Annotated in this window: 22 protein-coding genes; 10 read left to right on the forward strand and 12 right to left on the reverse strand. The window is 44.3% G+C overall.

What is annotated here, in order from left to right; all coding sequences use genetic code 11:
• Positions 1–51: 51 nt before the first annotated feature.
• Positions 52–1515 carry a methylmalonate-semialdehyde dehydrogenase gene (gene iolA / locus M1M80_RS20805; protein ID WP_060399889.1) on the reverse strand — a complete coding sequence of 488 codons (1464 nt, stop codon included), beginning with the start codon at positions 1513–1515 and terminating at the stop codon, positions 52–54.
• 420 nt (positions 1516–1935) lie between these two features.
• Here iolA and iolR point away from each other — a divergent pair, with 420 nt between their 5' ends.
• The 4 genes from iolR to M1M80_RS20825 all read left to right on the forward strand — a co-directional run bounded on the left by iolR (position 1936) and on the right by M1M80_RS20825 (position 4949).
• Positions 1936–2691 (forward strand): myo-inositol utilization transcriptional regulator IolR, encoded by a 756-nt coding sequence (gene iolR / locus M1M80_RS20810; protein ID WP_003236399.1) that lies wholly within the window; start codon positions 1936–1938, stop codon positions 2689–2691.
• Between the two features lie 53 nt (positions 2692–2744).
• A complete protein-coding gene (locus M1M80_RS20815) occupies positions 2745–3677 on the forward strand; it encodes an aldo/keto reductase (RefSeq protein WP_060399890.1) in 933 nt (310 codons plus the stop codon).
• 309 nt (positions 3678–3986) lie between these two features.
• Positions 3987–4637 (forward strand): hypothetical protein, encoded by a 651-nt coding sequence (locus tag M1M80_RS20820; RefSeq protein ID WP_060400075.1) that lies wholly within the window; start codon positions 3987–3989, stop codon positions 4635–4637.
• Between the two features lie 3 nt (positions 4638–4640).
• On the forward strand, positions 4641–4949 hold the full coding sequence (locus tag M1M80_RS20825) for a DUF2653 family protein (protein ID WP_060399891.1): 309 nt from the start codon (positions 4641–4643) through the stop codon (positions 4947–4949).
• Between the two features lie 42 nt (positions 4950–4991).
• Here the strand turns inward: M1M80_RS20825 and M1M80_RS20830 are convergent, their stop codons facing one another.
• Together M1M80_RS20830 and M1M80_RS20835 are read right to left on the reverse strand one after the other, a co-directional pair.
• Entirely contained in the window at positions 4992–6209 is a 1218-nt protein-coding gene (locus M1M80_RS20830) for an MFS transporter (protein ID WP_060399892.1), read from the reverse strand.
• A 154-nt stretch (positions 6210–6363) separates the two neighbouring features.
• Positions 6364–6834 (reverse strand): hypothetical protein, encoded by a 471-nt coding sequence (locus M1M80_RS20835; RefSeq protein ID WP_060399893.1) that lies wholly within the window; start codon positions 6832–6834, stop codon positions 6364–6366.
• Between the two features lie 78 nt (positions 6835–6912).
• Here M1M80_RS20835 and M1M80_RS20840 point away from each other — a divergent pair, with 78 nt between their 5' ends.
• The 3 genes from M1M80_RS20840 (at position 6913) to M1M80_RS20850 (ending at position 9606) form a co-directional block, all read left to right on the forward strand.
• Complete coding sequence (locus M1M80_RS20840; RefSeq protein ID WP_080429071.1) at positions 6913–7479, forward strand: CGNR zinc finger domain-containing protein; 567 nt, start codon at positions 6913–6915, stop codon at positions 7477–7479.
• Positions 7480–7613: 134 nt separating this feature from the next.
• A complete protein-coding gene (locus tag M1M80_RS20845) occupies positions 7614–8102 on the forward strand; it encodes an HPP family protein (protein WP_248596987.1) in 489 nt (162 codons plus the stop codon).
• A gap of 118 nt (positions 8103–8220) precedes the next feature.
• The gene (locus M1M80_RS20850) at positions 8221–9606 is read left to right on the forward strand and encodes a sugar porter family MFS transporter (RefSeq protein ID WP_060399896.1); all 1386 of its coding nucleotides are present in this window, start codon (positions 8221–8223) and stop codon (positions 9604–9606) included.
• A gap of 40 nt (positions 9607–9646) precedes the next feature.
• Here the strand turns inward: M1M80_RS20850 and htpG are convergent, their stop codons facing one another.
• Both htpG and M1M80_RS20860 read right to left on the reverse strand, forming a co-directional pair.
• The gene (htpG, locus tag M1M80_RS20855) at positions 9647–11527 is read right to left on the reverse strand and encodes a molecular chaperone HtpG (protein ID WP_060399897.1); all 1881 of its coding nucleotides are present in this window, start codon (positions 11525–11527) and stop codon (positions 9647–9649) included.
• A 175-nt stretch (positions 11528–11702) separates the two neighbouring features.
• On the reverse strand, positions 11703–11954 hold the full coding sequence (locus M1M80_RS20860; RefSeq protein WP_060400076.1) for a hypothetical protein: 252 nt from the start codon (positions 11952–11954) through the stop codon (positions 11703–11705).
• A gap of 117 nt (positions 11955–12071) precedes the next feature.
• Here M1M80_RS20860 and M1M80_RS20865 point away from each other — a divergent pair, with 117 nt between their 5' ends.
• Positions 12072–12893 carry an SDR family oxidoreductase gene (locus tag M1M80_RS20865; protein ID WP_060399898.1) on the forward strand — a complete coding sequence of 274 codons (822 nt, stop codon included), beginning with the start codon at positions 12072–12074 and terminating at the stop codon, positions 12891–12893.
• A gap of 28 nt (positions 12894–12921) precedes the next feature.
• Here the strand turns inward: M1M80_RS20865 and M1M80_RS20870 are convergent, their stop codons facing one another.
• On the reverse strand, positions 12922–14064 hold the full coding sequence (locus M1M80_RS20870) for a TetR/AcrR family transcriptional regulator (RefSeq protein ID WP_060399899.1): 1143 nt from the start codon (positions 14062–14064) through the stop codon (positions 12922–12924).
• A 142-nt stretch (positions 14065–14206) separates the two neighbouring features.
• Here M1M80_RS20870 and M1M80_RS20875 point away from each other — a divergent pair, with 142 nt between their 5' ends.
• Positions 14207–15544: an aldehyde dehydrogenase family protein gene (locus M1M80_RS20875; protein WP_060399900.1), complete on the forward strand. Its 1338-nt coding sequence runs from the start codon at positions 14207–14209 to the stop codon at positions 15542–15544.
• A gap of 415 nt (positions 15545–15959) precedes the next feature.
• Here the strand turns inward: M1M80_RS20875 and M1M80_RS20880 are convergent, their stop codons facing one another.
• The 3 genes from M1M80_RS20880 to M1M80_RS20890 form a co-directional block, all read right to left on the reverse strand.
• The gene (locus M1M80_RS20880) at positions 15960–16385 is read right to left on the reverse strand and encodes a DUF5391 family protein (RefSeq protein WP_060399901.1); all 426 of its coding nucleotides are present in this window, start codon (positions 16383–16385) and stop codon (positions 15960–15962) included.
• 122 nt (positions 16386–16507) lie between these two features.
• Positions 16508–17449 carry an aldo/keto reductase gene (locus M1M80_RS20885; RefSeq protein ID WP_060399902.1) on the reverse strand — a complete coding sequence of 314 codons (942 nt, stop codon included), beginning with the start codon at positions 17447–17449 and terminating at the stop codon, positions 16508–16510.
• A 79-nt stretch (positions 17450–17528) separates the two neighbouring features.
• Positions 17529–17909 carry a MerR family transcriptional regulator gene (locus tag M1M80_RS20890; protein WP_060399903.1) on the reverse strand — a complete coding sequence of 127 codons (381 nt, stop codon included), beginning with the start codon at positions 17907–17909 and terminating at the stop codon, positions 17529–17531.
• 155 nt (positions 17910–18064) lie between these two features.
• On the opposite strand from M1M80_RS20890, the gene M1M80_RS20895 reads away from it, so the two are divergent.
• Positions 18065–18520 (forward strand): RDD family protein, encoded by a 456-nt coding sequence (locus M1M80_RS20895; protein WP_060399904.1) that lies wholly within the window; start codon positions 18065–18067, stop codon positions 18518–18520.
• Positions 18521–18549: 29 nt separating this feature from the next.
• Here the strand turns inward: M1M80_RS20895 and M1M80_RS20900 are convergent, their stop codons facing one another.
• From M1M80_RS20900 to yxaF, 3 genes are all read right to left on the reverse strand, one after another.
• The gene (locus M1M80_RS20900; RefSeq protein WP_060400077.1) at positions 18550–19758 is read right to left on the reverse strand and encodes a DUF418 domain-containing protein; all 1209 of its coding nucleotides are present in this window, start codon (positions 19756–19758) and stop codon (positions 18550–18552) included.
• Between the two features lie 107 nt (positions 19759–19865).
• Positions 19866–20879 (reverse strand): quercetin 2,3-dioxygenase, encoded by a 1014-nt coding sequence (locus M1M80_RS20905; protein ID WP_060399905.1) that lies wholly within the window; start codon positions 20877–20879, stop codon positions 19866–19868.
• A gap of 92 nt (positions 20880–20971) precedes the next feature.
• The gene (gene yxaF, locus M1M80_RS20910) at positions 20972–21547 is read right to left on the reverse strand and encodes a transcriptional regulator YxaF (RefSeq protein WP_060399906.1); all 576 of its coding nucleotides are present in this window, start codon (positions 21545–21547) and stop codon (positions 20972–20974) included.
• Positions 21548–21554 lie beyond the last annotated feature (7 nt).

Genomic DNA, 21554 nt, shown 5'->3' on the forward strand with positions numbered 1-21554 from the left:
GGTAGAATGAGTCCGAACAGCGCACATAGACGCCGTTCGGCTGTTCGTCGTTTAGTTGAAATCAGGTGCTGGATATCTTGCCGTAACCACTTTTTTACGCGTATAGAAGTCAACGCTGTCTTTTCCGTTCGCATGCAGCGTTCCAAAGAATGAAGACTTCCAGCCTGAGAATGGGAAGAATGCCATTGGAGCAGGCACACCCAGGTTGATGCCGAGCATTCCCGCATCAATGTTTTCACGGAAGTAGCGGATTGCGTTTGAGTTGGATGTGAACAGGCAGGCACCGTTCGCAAACTCAGACTTATTGGCAATTTCGATCGCTTCTTTCAGGTTTTTCACGCGGATGACTGACAAGACCGGAGCAAAAATTTCATCTTTCCAGATCGTCATCTCTGTCGTGACATTGTCAAAGATCGTCGGGCCGACAAAGTAGCCGTCGTCAGATACATTTTCACGTCCGTCACAAACGAGTCTCGCGCCTTCTTCGAGCCCTTTTTCAATGTAGCTGAGCGTGCGCTTCTTGTTGTCTTCGCGAATAACCGGTCCTAAGAATACGCCGTCATCAAGGCCGTTACCGATTTTAATGTCAGCCACTTTTTCCTGCAGCTTCGCCATAAACTCATCAGCGATTCCTTCTTCAACTGTTACAACCGCACAAGCCATGCAGCGTTCACCAGCCGAACCGAAGGCTGCTCCGATGATGTTTGTGATCGTATCTTCGAGATTCGCATCGTTCAGGACAATCGTATGGTTTTTCGCGCCTGTCAGAGATTGAACGCGTTTTAAGTTTTCGCTTCCTTTTTTGTAGACGTACTCGCCGACTGGCTTGGAGCCTACGAATGAGATCGCTTTAATTTCAGGATGCTCGAGGATGCCGTTCACAACGTCATGCGCACCGTATACGACGTTGAATACCCCTTTCGGAAGGCCCGCTTTTTCAAAAAGCTCAACCAATTTCTCTGTTAACAGCGGTGTCCGCTCAGATGGTTTTAAAATAAATGTGTTGCCGAGCGCGATTGCCATCGGGAACATCCAGCAAGGAACCATCATCGGGAAGTTGAAAGGCGCGATTCCGCCGACAACTCCGATTGGGTAGCGGTAGTTGGCAGCTTCAACATCTGTTGCGATGGAAGCAAGTGAGTCACCCATCATCAGGGAAGGTGCTCCAGCTGCGAATTCTACGTTTTCAATTCCGCGTCCTACTTCTCCAAGAGCTTCTTTTGTGTTTTTTCCATTTTCAATCGTAATCAGATGAGCAAGTTCTTCTTTATGCTGAGACAGCAGCTGCTGGAAGTTAAATAGAATTCTGGCACGGCGCGGAACCGCCACTTTTGACCATGTTTTAAATGCCTCAGCCGCTTTTTGCGCAGCGTAATCAATATCCTCTTTTGTTGAAATCGGCACTTGGCACAGCACTTCTTTCGTCGCCGGATTCACAACGTCTTCATATTTATCTGTTTTGCTTTCAACCCATTCACCGTTGATGTAGTTTTTTAATTTTCTGATTTCTGCCATTCTTATTGCCTCCTTCATTAGTAAACACATACACTTGTATGGGTGGTTCAGGATAGATTCATATCAATATCCACTGTTTCAGTAAGCCAAGAATTAAACGCTTTCAAAAAAACCAAAAAAATAAATGGTGATGATGCAATTTTAGATACAAGCAACCATTTCATACACATCAGGTTACTTTTTGGTCATTTCTTGGTTATATTCTAATCGCATAATACCCATAAGTCAATCATAAACACTAAATTTTTTCATTATTTTTATTATATTAATCTTCTGATCAATTAAGAGAGTCACGAGAAGCCCGTCGAATCTTGCAAAAGATATACACCGATGTTATCATTTTTTTAGCAACTATTGATCAACTTTTGGTTTTTATTATATATTTATGTTACGTAAAGATTCAAGAAGGAGTTTTTTAATATGAAACTGATGCGGATTCAGGAAATGGAAGAGTACATTTTATCGCATGGCACTGTTTCCTTAGATGAGCTGTGCCAAGTGTTCAATGTCTCCAAAAACACAGTCAGACGTGATATCAACAAGTTAACAGAAAAGGGTGCGATTGAAAAAGTATACGGCGGCGTAACATCTATTGAGAAAACCGCATTAGTTCCTTTTGAGAATCGCACCATTCAGCACCAAGATGAAAAAACAAAAATTGCCCATTATGCTTCCCGTTTTATTGAAGATCACGATTTGATCTTCATTGATTCAGGAACGACAACAAAGTCTATTCTCGATACGCTTGATCCGGCCAAAAATGTCACCATTTTAACTAACAGTTTAGACATTATCAATGCGGCTTCAGCTTTGAAGAATATCAACTTAATCATGATCGGAAACAACTATAAGAGAAAAACGCGCTCCTTTGTCGGCATGGACGACCCGGCTATGCTTGATAAGTACAATATCAACAAAGCCTTTATGTCCGCTACCGGAACGACGCTGACACACGGATTGACCAATTCGGATCTGCTGGAGTACGAAATTAAAAAGAGGATTTCGGAAAAAGCAAAAGAAGTGTATTTATTGGCTGACCATTCAAAATTCGGAAAATCAACGCTTCTGACGTATGCGCCGTTTGACAGGCTGCATTGCATTGTGACATCTCAGCCATTAGATGACGAGTACACACAGTACTGCAATGAGCACCAAATCAGCATTCATCTGGCCTAACGTTTACAATAGTGTTGAGAGTCTTTCATCCATTTTATTCTAGGAGGCAGATCATGAAAAAAGCAAAGCTCGGAAAATCAGACTTGCAGGTATTCCCTATCGGATTAGGAACAAATGCTGTCGGAGGACACAACCTCTACCCGAACCTGAATGAAGAAACCGGAAAAGAATTGGTGCGCGAGGCAATCCGTAATGGCGTGACGATGTTAGATACCGCTTACATTTACGGGATCGGCCGTTCCGAAGAATTAATTGGTGAAGTGCTGCGCGAATTTAACCGTGAAGATGTTGTCATCGCAACAAAAGCCGCGCACAGAAAACAAGGAAATGATTTTGTCTTTGATAATTCACCAGAATTTCTTAAGAAATCAGTTGATGAAAGCCTGAAGCGTTTGAATACGGATTATATCGATTTGTTCTACATTCACTTCCCGGACGAACATACGCCGAAGGATGAAGCAGTTAACGCACTAAATGAAATGAAGCAAGCCGGAAAAATCCGTTCCATCGGTGTCTCCAACTTCTCTTTAGAGCAGCTGAAAGAAGCAAACAGAGACGGCTTGGTAGATGTATTGCAAGGCGAATACAACCTGTTAAACCGTGAAGCGGAAAACACATTCTTCCCGTATACGAAGGAGCATAATATCTCGTTTATCCCTTACTTCCCGCTCGTATCAGGATTATTGGCAGGAAAATATACAGAAGATACAACGTTCCCTGAGGGTGACCTGCGAAACGAAATGGAAAACTTCAAGGGCGAGCGTTTCAAAGAAAATATCAGAAAGGTCAACAAGCTTGCGCCGATTGCCGAAAAGCACAACGTGGACATCCCTCACGTCGTATTGGCTTGGTATTTGGCAAGACCGGAAATTGATATTCTCATCCCGGGAGCGAAACGTGCCGATCAGCTGGTTGATAACATCAAAACAGCAGACGTGACGCTTTCTCAGGAAGATATTTCGTTTATTGATAAGCTGTTCGCATAAGAAGAATAAAACAGCCTTCTCTATTGGGAAGGCTGTTTTTATTTGGGCAAAATTGATCTATCATTCTATGATTGCATGATGAGAAAGCCCTTTAGTAGCTCCAATCTAACTAATTTTAAGCAAAAGCTTACAAAAAGAGCCATAAATCCGATAAAATAAAGGTAGATTATCTCAGAAAGAAAGTGATTGAAAAAGCAAAACAAGATATGAAACGTTAGATGGGAATAAGAGACTTATATGAATAAAAAAGCTTCTTTTATTTGCTGCTCAGAACAACGGGCCGTTCCGGCGGTCTATGGAGGAAACAGAATGAAACTTAAATATGTAAAAGCCTTAGTCGCAGTAACCGTTGCTTTAGGTGTACTGCTGCCATCAACCATTTCTCATGCCAAAAGTTTTAGCGGCCGCTCATCATCCAGTTACAGCAGCCGAAGTTCAAGCTCGTCATACAGCGGAAGCTATAAATCCAGCCCGAAATCAAGCTACAGTTCAGGATCAAGCTCTTTAAGCAAAAAGTCCAAGACATCTGACGATTCATCATCGTCGATTTCGCTGAAAAAGAAATCTTCCGAAAAGTCGAGCTCATCAAGCTCTAAAAAATCGTCAGGCACATTTTCCGGCGCCACATCAAAAGTAAGCGGAAAGACATACAGCGGAAAAACGTCTAAAGCTTATGTTGGCGGACGTTATGTTTCAGTGAATCATTACTACAATGCAGGATTCTCGCCATCGGGATGGTTTGGCTATTATAGCGGATTCACAACGGGCATGTTTATGATCAGCATGATGCACCCTTGGGGTTACACCTATCATCCAGTCGGAGGCCCGGGCTATGTTTCTTATGGCGCTTCGCCGATTGCCTGGATCGTTGATGTCATCGTTCTGATCATTATTTTACTCATTGTCATCGCTCTGATTCGCGCATTCAAATCACCGAAGACGTACAGAAGGAGCTTTTAGGTAATGAAATTAGTATTAAATGAGCAAGAAATTGTAGACGGGATTTGTGTGTATATATCTAATGAAGAAGAGATTTACCCTGAGGACGTTGAAGTAAAAGAGCTGTCTTACAACAAGCGTACAGGATTCTTCGCTGAAGCCAAATATGGCCTGCACCACAAGCAGCTTGATTCAGATGACATTTCAGAAGGCATTATTCAATTCTTAGAGGAATACCACAACTTCAATCCAGACGTTACAGTCGTTGAATTGCAATTTGATAAGAAAAAAGGATTCTCCGCCTTGGTTTTCGTCAACGAGAGAGAAGAATAAAAATGTCCTCATCAAAACCTTACTCCGTGCGAGTAAGGTTTTTTATGATGTTTTCCCCTCCGGCACGTGATATGCAGGTACAGAAACGGTCTGTTTTCCGGTAAACAGGAAGAGCACCGCCCCTATAATCAGCAGCCCGCCAGACAGATAAAAGCCAAGCTCCAAGCTGCCGGTCTGATCGGCAAAATATCCTGTCACATACGGCGCAAAGATAGAGGACAGCATGCCGCTGAAATTGAAAAAGCCGTACACCCTTGAATACATGGAGGCCGGGGTAATGTCTGCCATATAAGAGATAAGAACGGGATCAAGCGCCAGTTTACCCAACAGTCCATAGAGGATGAGTCCGACTATCAGTAAAGAGCCGTTGTGCGCGTATGGAATGACAAACTGACAAACCGCTCCAGCCAGCGCCAAAAAAATGATCAGCGGCTTTTTGCTTTTGATTTTATCAGAGAGAAATCCAAACAGGATCGCGCCAGGGATAGACGCCCAAGGGACGAGAGAAGCAATAAAGCCAGTATCCGCAGCATCCACTCCTCTTGCGGTCTGCAGATAGTAAGGAAGCCACGTCAGCATGCCGAAAAATCCGTAGAGGGAACAAAAAATGAGCACATACACAAGAATATGCTGTTTCGTGAACAATACCTTCATATCCGCTTTTGGATGTGATTCCGCCACCGGATGTTTTTTGCTGTTGTCTCTGACAAACAAACCAATCAACAACGCAATAAGAACCGTCGGAACCGCAAAGATATAAAATGGGTATTGCCAGCCCTTATGTAAGGTATACGTAAAAAAACTGGAAGCCATAAATCCGAGAGAAATACCAAACGCCATCCCGCTGTTAATCAAAGCCGCCACGAGCCCGCGGTATTTTTTAGGAGTAATGTTCGAGGAAATGCCATACTGTGAACCGTAATACGTGCCTTCTCCCAATCCGGTCAGGGCACGCATCGCCAAAAAGAAGACAAATGCTGATGCTAAGCCGCTTGCAAATGTCGCAACGCCGAACAGCAGATATCCGGCGACAAGCACCTTAACCCGACCGAACCGGTCCGCCAAAAACCCGGTGGGAATTTGCATAAAAGCATACGCCGCGAAAAACACAGTGGACATCAGACCCAGCTCCGTATTGTTTAATCCCCATTCCTCACCGATACTGCCCATCACAGGGGACAAAATGTTTCGATCCGCATACATAAACACCCATCCTAAAAAGAACATAAAGATCGTCAAAGCCGCTCTTGATTTCTTCATCGCACCGGGCCCCTTTCTGAGATGGGTTCATTATAATATCCAGAAAGAAAAATAGTTTTTGTTTTGTAAGCTATACTTACACATTTTTTTCTTTTCGCAATTTGCAATATGGCTTTTTTAACTTTTCGCACTTGAAAATCACATGATCATTTCATTATGCTGTTGTAAACCACGCATATAGATAAGCTGTTGTCCCTTCATAACCAAACACTAGAAACAAATTCCACTCATTATAGATGACGACATGTCTGCTTTCATCTATAAACAGCCGCTCATCAATTTGAATACCGTTATTTTCATAGGTAAGGATTCGCTGTAAAACAGATGCTCCGTCAATTTCCGAAAAGATCCCATGCTCTATCACCGGTTCCAGTATGTTCGTTAATACAGCGTCTCTGTTTTTCTCTATTGCCGCTCTGTTCCATTCCCAGCCTGCTTCGGCATACTCTTCCCTCTCCAGTAATAAACTAAAGACCTCTTCAACCGCTCTCTCTTCGGGCCTTTCAGCTGTTAAGTAAAAAACGAATGATTCTGAATCAGGCTGGCGAAACTCCTGAATACTGATATGCGGTAAAACATCCAGTTGGCTGCTGCACACTCTCTTAAGCTTTTGCTTTTTCAACATAGAAAAGCCTCCTTTTACTCATATCCTTGCGTGAAAAAGGTTTTGGCGCTTACAATGAGTTTGAAAGGAATGATCACAATGGCAAATGCTCAATTCCCTCTTATCACACAAAACCTTTCTCTCGATCTCGTTAATACTGAAATCATAAGCTATGATAAACGGCACGATCTCATCCAGTCAGTAAAAGATCTGATGGCGTGGTTAGAAATAATGGGAGAAACAGCTCCTTTTCTCAGTTCTTTTACGCTACCGCAAGTCCAAGAACAATTGCAACGGATTCATCAATTCCGGGCTGAGCTAAGAAAACACTTTGAGCGTATAGCCGAAGGCAATGAACCTTCTCTTGCTTTTATCTCCTTCCTGCAAAACCAAATCGCCGCCGCTCCCTTTTCTTATCAAGTCATAGATGACAAACTCGTCCGCATTCCGAATGGAAAACCAGATGATGCCATTTTATCGCTTATCGCTTACGATGCGTTATGGCTCATTCATACAAAAGAAATCCAACAGCTGAAACGGTGCGCAAACGAAAAGTGCATTTTGCTTTTTCTTGATAAAACAGGAAGGCGAAAATGGTGCTCCATGAAGATATGCGGCAACAGACAAAAGGTCTCACGCCATCAGAAAAAAACCAATAATGAGTAAAAATCCGTTCCCTGCGAACGGTTTTTTATTGAAACGAAAAACTAACCATTAAAAATAAAATTGACAGGTTATTTTTTAACTATTATTCTATACATACTGGAGGGATAAATTTGGAAAACAACTTCTTTTTGAAAATGAAAGGAAAAGGAAAAACACCTTTACAGGTAAACGGCAAAGACGCTGTTACAGGGCTTATAGGAGGATTTATCACCATACTGACACTCGCTTCGTTGACCACTTATACATCAAGCTTATGGTTAATGGCGCCTTTTGGAGCAAGCTGTGTGCTCGTATTTAGCGCTTGGAGTGCTCCATTATCACAGCCGAGAAATGTGATTGGCGGCCATTTTATTTCCGCGCTTACAGGGATTATTGTCCTTCACGTATTCGGCGCCCATCCATGGACCTTTGCATTGGGGACAGGGCTTGCCATTTGCTTGATGATGCTGACCAAAACCACTCACCCTCCCGCTGGCGCAGATCCGATTGTCGTCATTCAAGGTGCATACGCTTGGAGTTATTTAGTATTTCCCGTACTCATTGGATCTGTCGTCATCGTGATCATCGCTCTTGTTATCAATAATTTGCGCAAAAATCGCCAATACCCCGCGTTTTGGTTTTAAAGTAATGTCCGTTTTTTCAAAACAAATGTTTCAAATCAGATAGGAAAAGGGTACTAATCTATTAACTTTGTTAAACATAAGAGATACTCATTGGCCTAACAACTGAGGGGGAACATTTGTGAAGACAAACACAAGGAAATATATGATCTACTTTTTCGGCGCTTTAGGAGGGCTGCTTTACGGTTACGATACGGGCGTCATCTCTGGAGCGCTGCTGTTTATCAACAACGATATTCCTTTAACGACACTGACAGAGGGATTGGTTGTCAGCATGCTGCTCCTTGGCGCAATTTTCGGTTCTGCCTTAAGCGGGACATGCTCTGATCGCTGGGGCAGGAGAAAAGTTGTATTTGTCCTTTCCATCATTTTTATTGTCGGCGCACTCGCTTGCGCGTTTTCTCAAACAGTCGGCATGCTGATTGCGTCTCGGGTGATTCTCGGGTTGGCCGTTGGCGGTTCAACAGCGCTTGTGCCTGTGTACCTGTCAGAAATGGCGCCGACGAAAATCCGCGGTACACTTGGCACAATGAACAATCTAATGATTGTCACCGGGATTTTGCTCGCTTATATCGTAAACTATCTGTTTACACCGTTTGAAGCGTGGCGCTGGATGGTCGGTCTGGCTGCGGTGCCTGCCGTGCTTTTATTGATCGGCATTGCGTTTATGCCGGAATCGCCAAGGTGGCTCGTGAAGCGAGGCCGTGAAGAAGAAGCAAAACGAATCATGAACATCACTCATGATCCCAAGGATATTGAAATGGAATTGGCAGAGATGAAGCAAGGGGAAGCGGAGAAAAAAGAAACGACACTCGGCGTGCTGAAAGCCAAATGGATTCGCCCTATGCTTCTGATTGGTGTCGGCCTTGCCATTTTTCAGCAGGCTGTCGGCATTAACACGGTGATCTACTACGCGCCGACCATTTTTACGAAGGCTGGCCTTGGTACATCAGCTTCTGCGCTCGGGACAATGGGCATCGGCGTCCTCAACGTCATCATGTGCATCACTGCCATGATCTTAATTGACCGTGTCGGCCGCAAAAAGCTTCTGATCTGGGGAAGTGTCGGCATCACACTGAGTCTGGCCGCATTATCAGGCGTGCTTCTGACACTGGGACTCTCAGCATCAACGGCGTGGATGACTGTTGTCTTTCTCGGCGTTTATATCGTATTTTACCAGGCGACATGGGGTCCGGTGGTTTGGGTGCTCATGCCTGAACTCTTCCCGTCCAAAGCGCGCGGAGCCGCGACAGGATTCACCACTTTGGTGCTATCGGCAGCCAACCTGATCGTGTCGCTCGTCTTCCCGCTGATGCTCAGCGCAATGGGCATCGCATGGGTCTTTATGATTTTCTCAGTCATTTGTCTTCTCTCCTTTTTCTTCGCCCTCTACATGGTTCCGGAAACCAAAGGAAAGAGCTTGGAAGAAATTGAAGCAAGCCTGAAAAAACGGTTTAAAAAGAAGAAAAGCAGTCAAAGCCAAGTGCTGAATGAGCGCACATTATAAAAAAAGGAATCGTCTCCTCACGGGACGATTCCTTTTTCTATTACACCATAACCTTGCAAATATTGTTCGTAAATTCCACAGGATCCTGAATCGGCAGGCCTTCGATGAGAAGCGCCTGATTGTACAGAAGGTTTGTGTACAGGCTCAGCTTTTCTTTATCCTGTTCAAATGCGTCCTGCAGCGTTTGGAACACCTCATGATTCGGGTTGATTTCCAGCACTTTTTCCGCTTTTACATTTTGGCTGTCCGGCATCGCGTTTAAGATTTTTTCCATCTCGATTGTCAATTCGCCGTCAGCAGCAAGGCAGACCGGATGTGATTTGAGTCGTTTTGAGATTCTGACGTTTTTCACTTTATCTGACAGAATGTTTTTCATTTCCTCAAACAGATCCTTGTACTTGCTTTCCTCTTCCTCGGATTGCTTTTGATCCTCATCCGTGTCTATGCCAAGGTCTCCGCTTGATACGGATTTGAATTCTTTTTCCTGATAAGATGCCAGCATTTTAATCGCAAACTCATCGATGTCCTCAGTGAAGTAGAGGATTTCATATCCTTTGTCCGCGACCATTTCCGTTTGCGGCAATTTCTCAATGCGATCGTATGAATCACCGGTCGCGTAATAAATGTATTTTTGCTCCTCAGGCATTCTGGAAACGTACTCATCTAAGCTGACCAGTTTTTTCTCTTTAGAAGAGTAGAATAATAAGAGATCCTTCAATTGATCCTTATTCGCGCCAAAATCATTGTACACACCGAATTTCAGCTGTCTGCCGAATGAGTTGTAGAACGTCTCGTATTTCTCTCGGTCTTTTTTGAGCAGGCTTTGCAGCTCGCTTTTGATTTTTTTGCTGATGTTTTTCGCAATCAGCTTCAGCTGGCGGTCATGCTGGAGCATTTCTCTGGAAATGTTCAGCGACAGATCCTCAGAATCGACCATCCCCTTCACAAAGCTGAAGTGGTCCGGAAGCAGATCCGCACATTTGTTCATGATCAGCACGCCATTGGAATACAGCTCCAAGCCTTTCTCATATTCCTTGGAATAATAGTCAAACGGCATGTTTTCAGGGATGAATAGAATCGCGTTGTAGCGCACGGCTCCATCTACACTGATATGAACATGTGTGAGCGGTTTATCAAATCCGTAATGCTTTTCAGCATAGAACTTTTCGTAGTCCTCATCTGTCAGCTCGCTTTTGTTCTTTCTCCAGATCGGCACCATGCTGTTGACCGTCTGTTCTTCCTGCACCTCTTCAAATTCATTCTCGCTGCCTTCCTTCGGCTTATTAATGGTTGTGTCCATTTTGATCGGGTAGCGAATGAAGTCGGAGTACTTTTTAATGATCGCTTTTAACCGATATTCTTCTAAGAACTCGTCATAGCTATCATCTTCTGTGTTCTCTTTGATTTTCAGGATAATGTCTGTACCGACAGAATCCTTTTCACACGGCTCAATCGTATAGCCGTCTGCACCCGCAGACTCCCATTTATATGCCTCTTCGCTGCCGAGCGCCTTACTGATGACTGTCACGACATCGGCAACCATAAACGCCGCGTAAAAACCGACACCGAATTGGCCGATGATGTCATGTCCGTCTTTCAGCTCGTTTTCCTTTTTAAACGCGAGGGAGCCGCTTTTTGCAATTGTTCCAAGATGCTGCTCAAGCTCGTCCTTTGTCATCCCAATCCCCGTATCAGAGATTGTTAATGTTCTCGCACTTTTGTCAGCTGCGATCTTTATATAGTAACTGTCTTTATCAAACGTAAGCGTATCGTCCGTCAGCGCTTTGTAATAGATTTTGTCAATCGCGTCACTCGAATTGGAGATTAACTCACGCAGGAAAATTTCTTTTTGGGTATAAATCGAGTTAATCATCATATCCAGCAGTCGTTTGGACTCTGCTTTAAACTCTTTTTTCGCCACTCTGGATCGCTCCTTTTTGATATGTTGTTAGGTTATGTAAACTCTTTACAGCATCTATTTATCACATGCGGTGACAATTGTCAATTAGATTGATAGATGCATATATATGTAAATTTAACATTAGTTGGGTTTGTTTTCACTACTTTTCTAGGTCATTCTAATAAAAAAGAGAGGATCACCCTCTCTTTTTTTCCGCATCATTCCAGCGGCCAAACTCCCGCTTCATCCATATATGCACCGGGTAGAAAAACAACCCGAACGGTATCAGAAACACTAGATTATGCCATGAAGCATTCAGAAATGCCCTTGCTGTGACCGGAAACGTAATCTCTTGGAATAAAAAAGAGATGACAGTCAGCACGACAAACGCGGACGGAATCGTGACGAGGCAATAAAACTTGAGCTCCTTCTTATGCTGCACCTTCAACACACAAAAACCTCCCAACAATTTCTAGTCCATCTTAACATATGTTGGCAGTTCTTTTCTCACATGTTTATCACTGTACACAGAGGGAAGACAAATAGAAAAAGGAGGACTTGTACAATGGGAAGACTTGAAAACAAAACCGCAGTCATCACAGGCGCCGCAACAGGCATTGGACAAGCGACGGCAAAGGTTTTTGCCAATGAGGGCGCGCGCGTGATAATTGGAGACATCAATACAGATCAAATGAAAGAAACAGTTGAGGCGATCAGACAAAACGGAGGACAGGCGGACGCCTTTCACCTCGATGTGTCAGATGAAAACAGTGTGAAAGCATTTGCTGATCAAATCAAGAACGCCTGCGGAACGATTGATATTCTCTTTAATAACGCCGGCGTCGACCAGGAAGGGGGAAAAGTGCACGAATATCCGGTTGACCTGTTTGACCGCATTATCGCCGTCGACCTGCGCGGCACGTTCCTTTGCAGCAAATACCTGATTCCGCTCATGCTCGAAAACGGAGGCTCCATCATCAACACCTCCTCCATGTCAGGCCGGGCCGCAGATCTTGACCGTTCCGGCTACAACGCCGCAAAAGGCGGCATTACCAACCTGACAAGAGCGATGGCGATTGATTACGCACGAAATGGCATCCGCGTCAATTCCATTTCACCGGGCACAATCGAAACACCGCTGATTAATAAATTGGCCGGCACCAAAGAACAGGAAATGGGCAAAAAATTCCGTGAAGCCAACAAATGGATCACGCCGCTCGGACGCCTCGGCCAGCCGAAGGAAATGGCGACAGTGGCACTGTTTCTCGCTTCAGACGACAGCTCATACGTCACAGGAGAGGACATCACCGCAGACGGCGGCATCATGGCGTACACATGGCCTGGGAAGATGCTGATTGATGAGAAATGGAAGGAAGAAACGAAATAAGAGAGGGGATGTCCCTCTCTTTTGTCTTTCAAAGCAATACAACCTTATATTTCTTCACATCCAAAAACTGCAAAAACTCCCTCGCCAGCACTTCCGGCGCATGCATCTTTCCTTCATCCAGCCGATACATAATCAACCCGATAATCATCGCGGATACATAATAGGCATAAAGCTTTTTCCCCGCATGAATATCAGTCTGCTGATGCAGGTAAAACGATTCCAGCACTTTAAACATCTCAGGTATCACATGAGGAACATCCCAGTCCCGATTGAGAAAATGGACAATGGGCATGCGGTCTAAAGCAGAAAGCAGACTGGCGAGCGCCTCCTCTGCTTCCTCTAAGGAAAGCACATTCGGACTGGAGGCAACCGTCAGGTGATCAATGATCTTCGCACATGATTGCTGAATCATGGTTTGCAGCAATTCCTCTTTACTGGAATAGTGATCATAAAAGGTTGCGCGGCGGATATTGCTTTTCCGGGTAATGTCTGAAATCGTGATGGCCGCGTAGTCTTTTTTCTCCGCCAATACATCCAGCAAAGCCTTCTGCAGCGCCTCTCTCGTTCGAACCACACGCCTGTCGATTTGCGTGTCCTCCTGTCGCTCCCCTGATGCAGCCTGTCCAAACAGCCAATAAAACCGCTTTTGAGAAACAAGCTCCCATACCTTTTGGCTGATGGCTTCCGGAGTCGCGGCCGCATCCTCATTCAGCCAATACAGGATAATCGCGTACGTGTACAAAGCCCGGTAATGTCCGTAAATTTCCTGTTCGATCGGCGTTAAATTTACATGGATCGGAGCCAGCAAGACATCCTGCTGAAACACATCCTTAAAAAACCGATGAAAATGTTCTCTGTTCATCATCGTACCAAAAAAGGATCGATGCTCATGAACAAAAGACAGAGTCGGATGCACCGTTTGCCGTTTTTTGTTCAAATGAAGGGTATCCATATGCTTGAAGGCGTCATGGAGCGCTTTACCCAGCCCTTCCTTCATGTCTTCGATCACATCCTCGATGATCGAAAACTTGTCCTCATAATAAAGGTAGAGCGTCCCGCGGCTCACTTTAGCCTTTTCAGCAATTTCTTTCATTGTGATTTGTTGAATATCCCTTTCTTCCAATAAGGCCAGCAGCGCCTGTTTCACTTGAGCTTCAGCAGATTCCGGCACAAAAGACACCCCCAATCATTAGACAGATGTTCGATATATGTACGGTAACGTATAGATGGTTCACCGTTGTCTTCCTTACAGAAAAGGTACCACTTTATAATAGGTCCGAGAAAAGAAGAAAGCAAATGAGGGGGATTTTACAATGGAACAGCAAGTAAAAGACGACATTCAGCGTGTCTTTCAGCTTCAGAAAAAACAGCAAAAAGCACTGCGCGCTTCAACAGCGGAACAGCGCATAGAGAAGCTTCAACGCTTTTTAGATTCCGTCATCGCCCATGAAGAAGAAATCATCGAAGCGATTCGCAAAGACGTCCGCAAACCATATCACGAGGTCAAAAAAGCGGAAATCGAAGGAACGAAAAAAGCGATCAGAGATAATATGAACAACCTTGAAAAATGGATGGCGCCTAAAGAAGTCGGTTCATCGTTAAGCCCTGAGGCAAACGGGATTCTCATGTACGAGCCTAAAGGCGTAACACTCATCCTCGGCCCGTGGAACTATCCGTTTATGCTGACGATGGCGCCGCTTGCCGCTTCTCTCGCAGCCGGAAACAGCGCGATTGTGAAGCTGTCCGATTTTACGATGAATACGAGCAACATTGCCGCAAAAGTCATTCGGGATGCTTTTGATGAAAAAGAAGTCGCGATTTTTGAAGGAGAGGTTGAGGTGGCAACCGAGCTTCTAGATCAGCCGTTCGACCACATTTTCTTCACTGGAAGCACAAATGTCGGAAAAATCGTTATGACAGCCGCTGCCAAACACTTGGCATCTGTCACACTTGAGCTAGGCGGCAAGAGCCCAACGATCATCGACAGTGAATACGATCTAATGGACGCAGCGAAAAAGATCGCCGTCGGCAAATTCGTAAACGCCGGCCAAACCTGCGTCGCCCCTGATTATCTGTTCATTAAAAAAGACGTTCAAGACAGGTTCGCGGGCATTTTACAAACAATCGTCAACGCAGGATTTATGGAGGATGATCACAACCCAGACCGCAGCAAATTTACGCAGATCGTCAATGACCGCAACTTCAACCGCGTCAAAGACCTGTTCGACGACGCCATCGAAAAAGGGGCGGAAGTCGTATTCGGCGGCGTATTTGATGCCAGCGACCGCACGATCTCGCCAACCGTATTGAAAAACGTCACGCCTGACATGAAAATCATGCAGGAGGAAATCTTCGCACCGATCCTGCCGATGATGAACTATGAAGACATCGATGAGGTCATCGATTACGTAAATGACCGCGATAAACCGCTTGCGCTTTATGTATTCAGCCACAACCAAGACCTGATCGACAACGTCCTTCAGCATACGACATCAGGCAACGCAGCCATCAACGATGTTGTCGTTCACTTCAGTGACGTCAACCTGCCATTCGGCGGCGTCAACACAAGCGGAATCGGGTCCTATCATGGGGTATATGGATTTAAAGAGTTTTCTCATGAGAAAGGTGTATTTATTCAAGCCTCTAAATAATCATAGTGAAGAGAATCTGCATCATCTTGCGGGTTCTCTTTCGCTTTTCACCCAACCTTTCTATCATTCTATAAACCTGAAAACTAAAAGGGAAAATAAAGAAATGACTGGTTATAAAATATGTTACAAGACAATACTCCTCTAGTAAATGAAACCGTACAGCCTCTAACGTATAATATCAAAATTTATACATAGAAAAGCAAAAAAGGCTGCAGAGATCTTCTCGCCAGCCTTTTCTCACATTCAATTATTTCCCAAAATCCACTAGTTTCTGATAGTTCTGATATAAATCGTTACGTCCTCAGCAAATCAAAGCTTTCATATGAAATGATTTGACCATAAATGAGATCGCAATAAGTACAGCATATTGTCCATTTAATAATTGTATGAGCAGTAAAATTACAAGTCTAGGAAACTATGTAATACTTCTTGTAACGGGCTTTTTTGATGCAGAACGAAAAGCGGCAAAAAACCAAATGACATTGACAGCAGCCGCAGCGAGACTAACCCCAATTACAAAGGTCACCTCAGAAAGAAGATGGTCACTGAATAAACTAAACATCAAGATAAAACCGGCCGAAGACAAATGAATCAGCAGCCCAAAGCCGCAAAGCACGGCCATTACATACCTCATCGCATCTACTCCAAGCATGTAAATGAGAAAAGGAATGAAATACAACACTAGGATCATACCGATAGCTGACCACATGCCGACTGAGTTAAATTGATTGGCCGCCCCTCCCGTTTCGGCCAGCGGCGAAAGTGAAGCCGCAGCGATCATGGCACAAAAAAGGAACGCAGAAATGATTGTTACGATCGCCACGCTGTTTTTTCTAGACATAAATAGACACCTCTCAAAATAGAAAATTTATCCTTTATATCATAAAACAAAAACAGCGGAAAAAGCGATCCAAACTAAAAGATATACCCTTTCTTCAATCTGGGGTATATCTTTGGGAAATGTTATGAGCCAAACATCTGATCTATTTGTTTCAGGTCATCTTTTGATAAATGAATATCTGCTGTTTTTAGATTAGCCCTCAGTTGCTCAGGCCGAGTGGCTCCCGGAATAATCATATCAATCCCCGGCTTGTGTAACAGCCACGCCAATGCAATTTGCGCCGGTTCCGCTTGTTTTTGTCCAGCAAACTGCTTTAATTTCTCCACTTTCTCAAGGTTCTCCAGAAATGCCTGACGCTGAAAAAGCGGGTGATTCGATCTTGATACATCAGTGAAAACATCATCGTGTTTGTACCTCCCGGCAAGCAATCCGGAAGCGAGAGGATAAAACGGGATAACAGAGATGCTTTTTTCTCTGCAGTATGGCAGAATGTCCTCCTCAGCATGCCGTACAAGTAAAGAGTACTCAGTTTGAAACACGTCCAAATGGCCTTCAGCATTAAACTCCTGCAGCTGATGAAAGTCCAGATTAGATGCGCCAACAGCTCTAATTTTGCCTTCCTTTTTTAACTGAGCCAGCGCGTCCGCCGCTTCCCCTAATGGTGTTCGGCTGTCAGGAAAATGCAAAAAAAGGATATCAATATAATCGGTTTGCAATCGAATAAGCGCTTCATCAGCAGCCTTGCGCAGCGCTGACGGTCGAATGTCTGTCTTCACAGCTCCATTCACAAACTCGGGAGAAGGGGAAACCTTTGTTGAAATCACGATCTTTTCCCGATTGCCGCGCTGCTTAACGGCCTCTCCAATCAGCTCCTCAGACCTGCCCAAGCCGTATAAATATGCTGTATCGATAAAATCAATGCCTTCATCAAATGCAGCATGAATCAGATCTTTTCCCATCTCTTCCGTCACATTGGGATACATCATCGCATTACCGACAACACCTGCACCTAAACCAATGTTGAAGGCGTTCAGCCCGGTCTTTCCAATATTTACGTTTTTCATGTATAAAACACTTCCCTATTCGCGTGATTCCCTGCTGCCAGGGTTGTGTTTTATGCTAAAACCTGGTGTAAACACCAGGTCAATACCTATTTTTTTGCAGCGGGGGCCCAAATCCTTCTCCGCTCTCCAGCTTTTCTTCAATCAGCTCCCAAATTGTTTGTAATTCTTTCTGTTTCTGTTTCAACTTATCCTGATAGTTTTTCAGCAGCGCGCGCTGATGATCATCTAACCTGTCAGTCTGCTCTTGCAGGCTGAGGAAGGGTTTCATTTCCTCCAAAGACATACCCGTTTTCTTCAGACATCTGATAAAGAGGAGCCGTTTTTTATCGTCCTCACTGAACGCTCGATGCCCATTTGCCTTTCGTTTGACCGGCGGAAGCAGTCCGATCTTCTCATAATAACGGATGGCATCTTCGGTCATTTGGCAATGCTCCATCATTTCTTTTAATGTATAAGACATTTTTTATCACCTGCTAGTAGATTTATATAGTAAAAACAGAAGGATAAAAGACTCATTTTTCAGGCATATCAGGATTTTATCACCATATCATATTGCATGTGCTTTTTTTTCAAAGTATACTATTCCAGATTAATTCAAAGGAGAGAGAAAAATACATGGAAAAACCGGCAGGATTTTGGATTCGTTTTTTAGCTTATTTTATCGATGGCATTATTGTATCTGTTCCTAGTTATATTATTCTATTTATTATTAATACTGTGTTTGTAGCTGGGGCTGTGGCAGCAAACCCTTACATGACCCAAGAGGAGTATATGGTGACATACATGACGATTGCATTTTTGCCTACCATGCTGATCATGATCGTCATCAGTGTGTTATATTACGGACTGCTCACAGCTTCTAAAATGCAGGGCACACTCGGCAAAAAAATTCTTGGCCTGAAAGTGGTCAATGAACAAGGCGAACGGGTTTCCGTCGGACAAGGAATTGGCCGTTACTTTGCATATATCTTATCAGGAATCATCTTTTATATCGGTTTTATCATGATCGCCTTTGGAGAGAAAAAAGGCCTGCATGACATCATTTGCAAAACACGTGTCGTGTATAAATAATAGAAAAAAGTCTAGACGCCAATAGGCATCTAGACTTTTGTTTTCTTTACAATAGGCTGCCACGCCATATACGTAGCGCTTCTCCACAGCCACTCAAACGGCCCCATCCGAAAGACACGAAGCCAAAGGTGGCTGAAGACCATTTGAATGGCACAAACCGCAATCGTGATGAGCACACCAGCAGCAGGGTACACTTTCCCATACAGCCCCAAGCCGTAATGATAGAAAATCCACGTACACACGATAGACTGCATCAGATAATTGGTAAATGCCATCCGTCCAACAGCGGAGAAGGATTGGAGCACTGTTCTCACTCTTGTTTTATGATAAAGATAGACAACCGTTGTGACATAGAAAAACATCAAGAAAGGCGCGCCAATCAGCAAGAATATTTCCTTATCTGTTACAGTGTACAGCACTTGGGCGCTCATGCCGATGACAAGACCAGCCATCCACACTTGTTTCAATCCTTTGCGATACTTTCCCGGTTCGTGCAAGTACCGTGATTTCGCCGCCGCAGCTCCCAGCAAAAACATGCTGAAATAAGGAATCGATGCAAAGAAGAAGTTGAGCGGGTTATACGTAAGCATGCCATTCGAAGACATGTAAACAAGACGATCGTGGATCCGCTGTTCCGCAATGTCCTTCAAGCTGCCGCTTCCGTAAACATGAAGTGCTTGCTTTGCTTGCTGAGTTGCCGCTTGGACCCATTCCTGTCCGTTTGATTGATCAAAGCTTGTCAACATGAACGGAAGCGAAAACAGGAGATACAAAGAGACCGCCCATATCAGCAGTGTTTTCGGCTTTGCTTTTCGAAATAAGAGCAGGACAAAGCCAAGCAGGGCGTATTCCGTTAAAATATCCCCGTCCCAAATCAAAAAGGCATGAACCGTTCCAAACAAGAGAAGCGCCGCTAACCTTCTCGCATACAGCGGGACAAACCGCTTCCCTTTGCTTACGGCTCTCTCCATCATGACAACCATGCCAAATCCAAATAAAAAGGAAAATAACAAAATACATTTTGTTTGGATGAAGAATGTCAGTATGTCTGCTGCTGCAAAGTCTGCTGCAGACCACTTTTCTGTAAAAAAGTTCTCTTTTCCAAGCATAGACAAGTACATATCCGGATAACTGAAATGTGCCAGATTGACAAATAAGATGCCGAAAATCGCCATTCCTCTTAGCACATCAAGCACGCCGATCCGCTCATTTGACAAAGTCGGCTGTAATGAAGCCACATCCATCACGCTCCTTTTTTCTGTACCTTAAGGGTATGAAAAAAAGGAGCGAGCAAACATCGATTTAGGTGTCAGGCAGGCATGGGAACCTTACAATCTTGTCATTTTTATGGTTTCATTACCTTTAAATCTAATGCTTCGATATTCTGCAGGACGCGATCAAATCGCAGAGCCTGAGGCTCACTTGGGAAGATGTGGCCTTCATACGGCTCACCTAACGTCCGGAAAAACGGTTCAAATAAGCCTGGAACCAGTACGCCCACCATCTTTGTATAATGAGAATCCAGACGATAGGAGTGAACGGTGTGCGCAGGGACATGCAGAAAATCTCCCGGGTTCAGCTGAATTTCCTGGCCATCCGCCCACATCGTCATCTGCCCTTCAAGGCAATAAAATGTTTCTGTATGGTGTTCATGGTAGTGATCAACGATCCGATCACCTTTAGGGCCTTCCGATGATACGACGATAAATTGGCCGTCTGTATTTTTTTGTGCAGCCACAATGCGGTGAAGCTGATCCCCCGTCAACAGACGGTCGCCTTCCCCAGACTCAAGCACGTATGGAACGGCTCTATCCGGAAGCTCTGTAAGTTCCGCTAATGTTGCCGCACCTGCTGGCTTTTCATCATCCAGAAAGGCAATGTCCGCCACAGCGGCCGCTTGTGCAAATCGCTCGTTTGACACTTCTTCGATTGCGTGCGGCGGATGTTCAGCGTGATCATATGGATTCCCAATAACGGAATACATGTGCGCTACATTTCCTTTCATCGTGTAGGACACTAGTCGTGTTCTGTGGCTCTGCATCCGGTAGCTGTGCGGTGTTCCGGCCGGAATGTTCACATAATCGCCTGATACTAATAAATAATGTTCTCCATCAAGTGTCAGCTCAAGCTTACCGTCCAAAACGAGAATCCCTTCATGTGTGTCCTTGTGGACGTGAAGCGGAAAGGCATCTCCTTTTCCCCCGGAAAGCAGCACGATCTCAAACAGATCGCCTGTGCTCTTCGCATTCGCCATTACCGTGGCGACCTGTCTGCCGAACAAATAGCGCTCACCTTCTCCGCTGCGGAGCAAATAAGGCATTTTTTCTTTAGGTAATGAGTTTTCACATAATGTTTTCATATATCGTTTCCTCCAATTTAGACCAGTCTATATAATATAGTTTATCTGACTAGACCGTTCTATATAATTGTAGGAGAAAGGATAACAAAATGCTACCCTTTTTTTCTCACCAGCACTGGAATTTGCTCGGCAATGAGAAGAAGGGGCGTTTTGTCTTTATTCGTTAACGAAAGCATGATACCGCCCTCAATCATCGAATTGATCAGCATTCCAAGCTGATTTGCTTCTTCTTCTGCAAATCCGTTTCCCATTAATTTTTTCGCAAAAACCGCTTCCCAGCTTTTAAACACCTTCATGCAAACCGTCCGCAGCGGTTCACTGATTAACGCTGTCTCACTCGCCAGCAAACCGACTGGAATGCCTTGAATGCTTTCTGTATTGTCAAACTGGCTGGCTGTTTTTTTGATAAAATGCTGAATCGCTTCTGTTGGATCAGAGGATTCATCCATGCTTTGCTGTATCAGATGTTCAATCAATTTTCCTGTATATGTAACCGCTTCAATTGCTAATTCTTCTTTGCCATTCGGAAAAAAGTGATAAAGCGATCCCTTAGGAGCACCGCTTTCTTTCACAATCTGGTTCAAACCTGTCGCGTGATATCCTTGCAGCTGGAACAGACGTGACGCCGTGTGAAGGATTTTTTCACGTGAATCTCCTCTGCTAGTCATTAAAACA

Source organism: Bacillus inaquosorum (assembly GCF_023238325.1).
In the GTDB taxonomy this organism is placed as follows: domain Bacteria; phylum Bacillota; class Bacilli; order Bacillales; family Bacillaceae; genus Bacillus; species Bacillus inaquosorum.

Coding starts and splice junctions, on each gene's coding strand:
- iolA (WP_060399889.1), bottom strand. CDS start 1,515: ATGGCAGAAATCAGAAAATTAAAAAACTACATCAACGGTGAATGGGTT.
- iolR (WP_003236399.1), top strand. CDS start 1,936: ATGAAACTGATGCGGATTCAGGAAATGGAAGAGTACATTTTATCGCAT.
- M1M80_RS20815 (WP_060399890.1), top strand. CDS start 2,745: ATGAAAAAAGCAAAGCTCGGAAAATCAGACTTGCAGGTATTCCCTATC.
- M1M80_RS20820 (WP_060400075.1), top strand. CDS start 3,987: ATGAAACTTAAATATGTAAAAGCCTTAGTCGCAGTAACCGTTGCTTTA.
- M1M80_RS20825 (WP_060399891.1), top strand. CDS start 4,641: ATGAAATTAGTATTAAATGAGCAAGAAATTGTAGACGGGATTTGTGTG.
- M1M80_RS20830 (WP_060399892.1), bottom strand. CDS start 6,209: ATGAAGAAATCAAGAGCGGCTTTGACGATCTTTATGTTCTTTTTAGGA.
- M1M80_RS20835 (WP_060399893.1), bottom strand. CDS start 6,834: ATGTTGAAAAAGCAAAAGCTTAAGAGAGTGTGCAGCAGCCAACTGGAT.
- M1M80_RS20840 (WP_080429071.1), top strand. CDS start 6,913: ATGGCAAATGCTCAATTCCCTCTTATCACACAAAACCTTTCTCTCGAT.
- M1M80_RS20845 (WP_248596987.1), top strand. CDS start 7,614: ATGAAAGGAAAAGGAAAAACACCTTTACAGGTAAACGGCAAAGACGCT.
- M1M80_RS20865 (WP_060399898.1), top strand. CDS start 12,072: ATGGGAAGACTTGAAAACAAAACCGCAGTCATCACAGGCGCCGCAACA.
- M1M80_RS20875 (WP_060399900.1), top strand. CDS start 14,207: ATGGAACAGCAAGTAAAAGACGACATTCAGCGTGTCTTTCAGCTTCAG.
- M1M80_RS20880 (WP_060399901.1), bottom strand. CDS start 16,385: ATGTCTAGAAAAAACAGCGTGGCGATCGTAACAATCATTTCTGCGTTC.
- M1M80_RS20885 (WP_060399902.1), bottom strand. CDS start 17,449: ATGAAAAACGTAAATATTGGAAAGACCGGGCTGAACGCCTTCAACATT.
- M1M80_RS20890 (WP_060399903.1), bottom strand. CDS start 17,909: ATGTCTTATACATTAAAAGAAATGATGGAGCATTGCCAAATGACCGAA.
- M1M80_RS20895 (WP_060399904.1), top strand. CDS start 18,065: ATGGAAAAACCGGCAGGATTTTGGATTCGTTTTTTAGCTTATTTTATC.
- M1M80_RS20905 (WP_060399905.1), bottom strand. CDS start 20,879: ATGAAAACATTATGTGAAAACTCATTACCTAAAGAAAAAATGCCTTAT.
- yxaF (WP_060399906.1), bottom strand. CDS start 21,547: ATGACTAGCAGAGGAGATTCACGTGAAAAAATCCTTCACACGGCGTCA.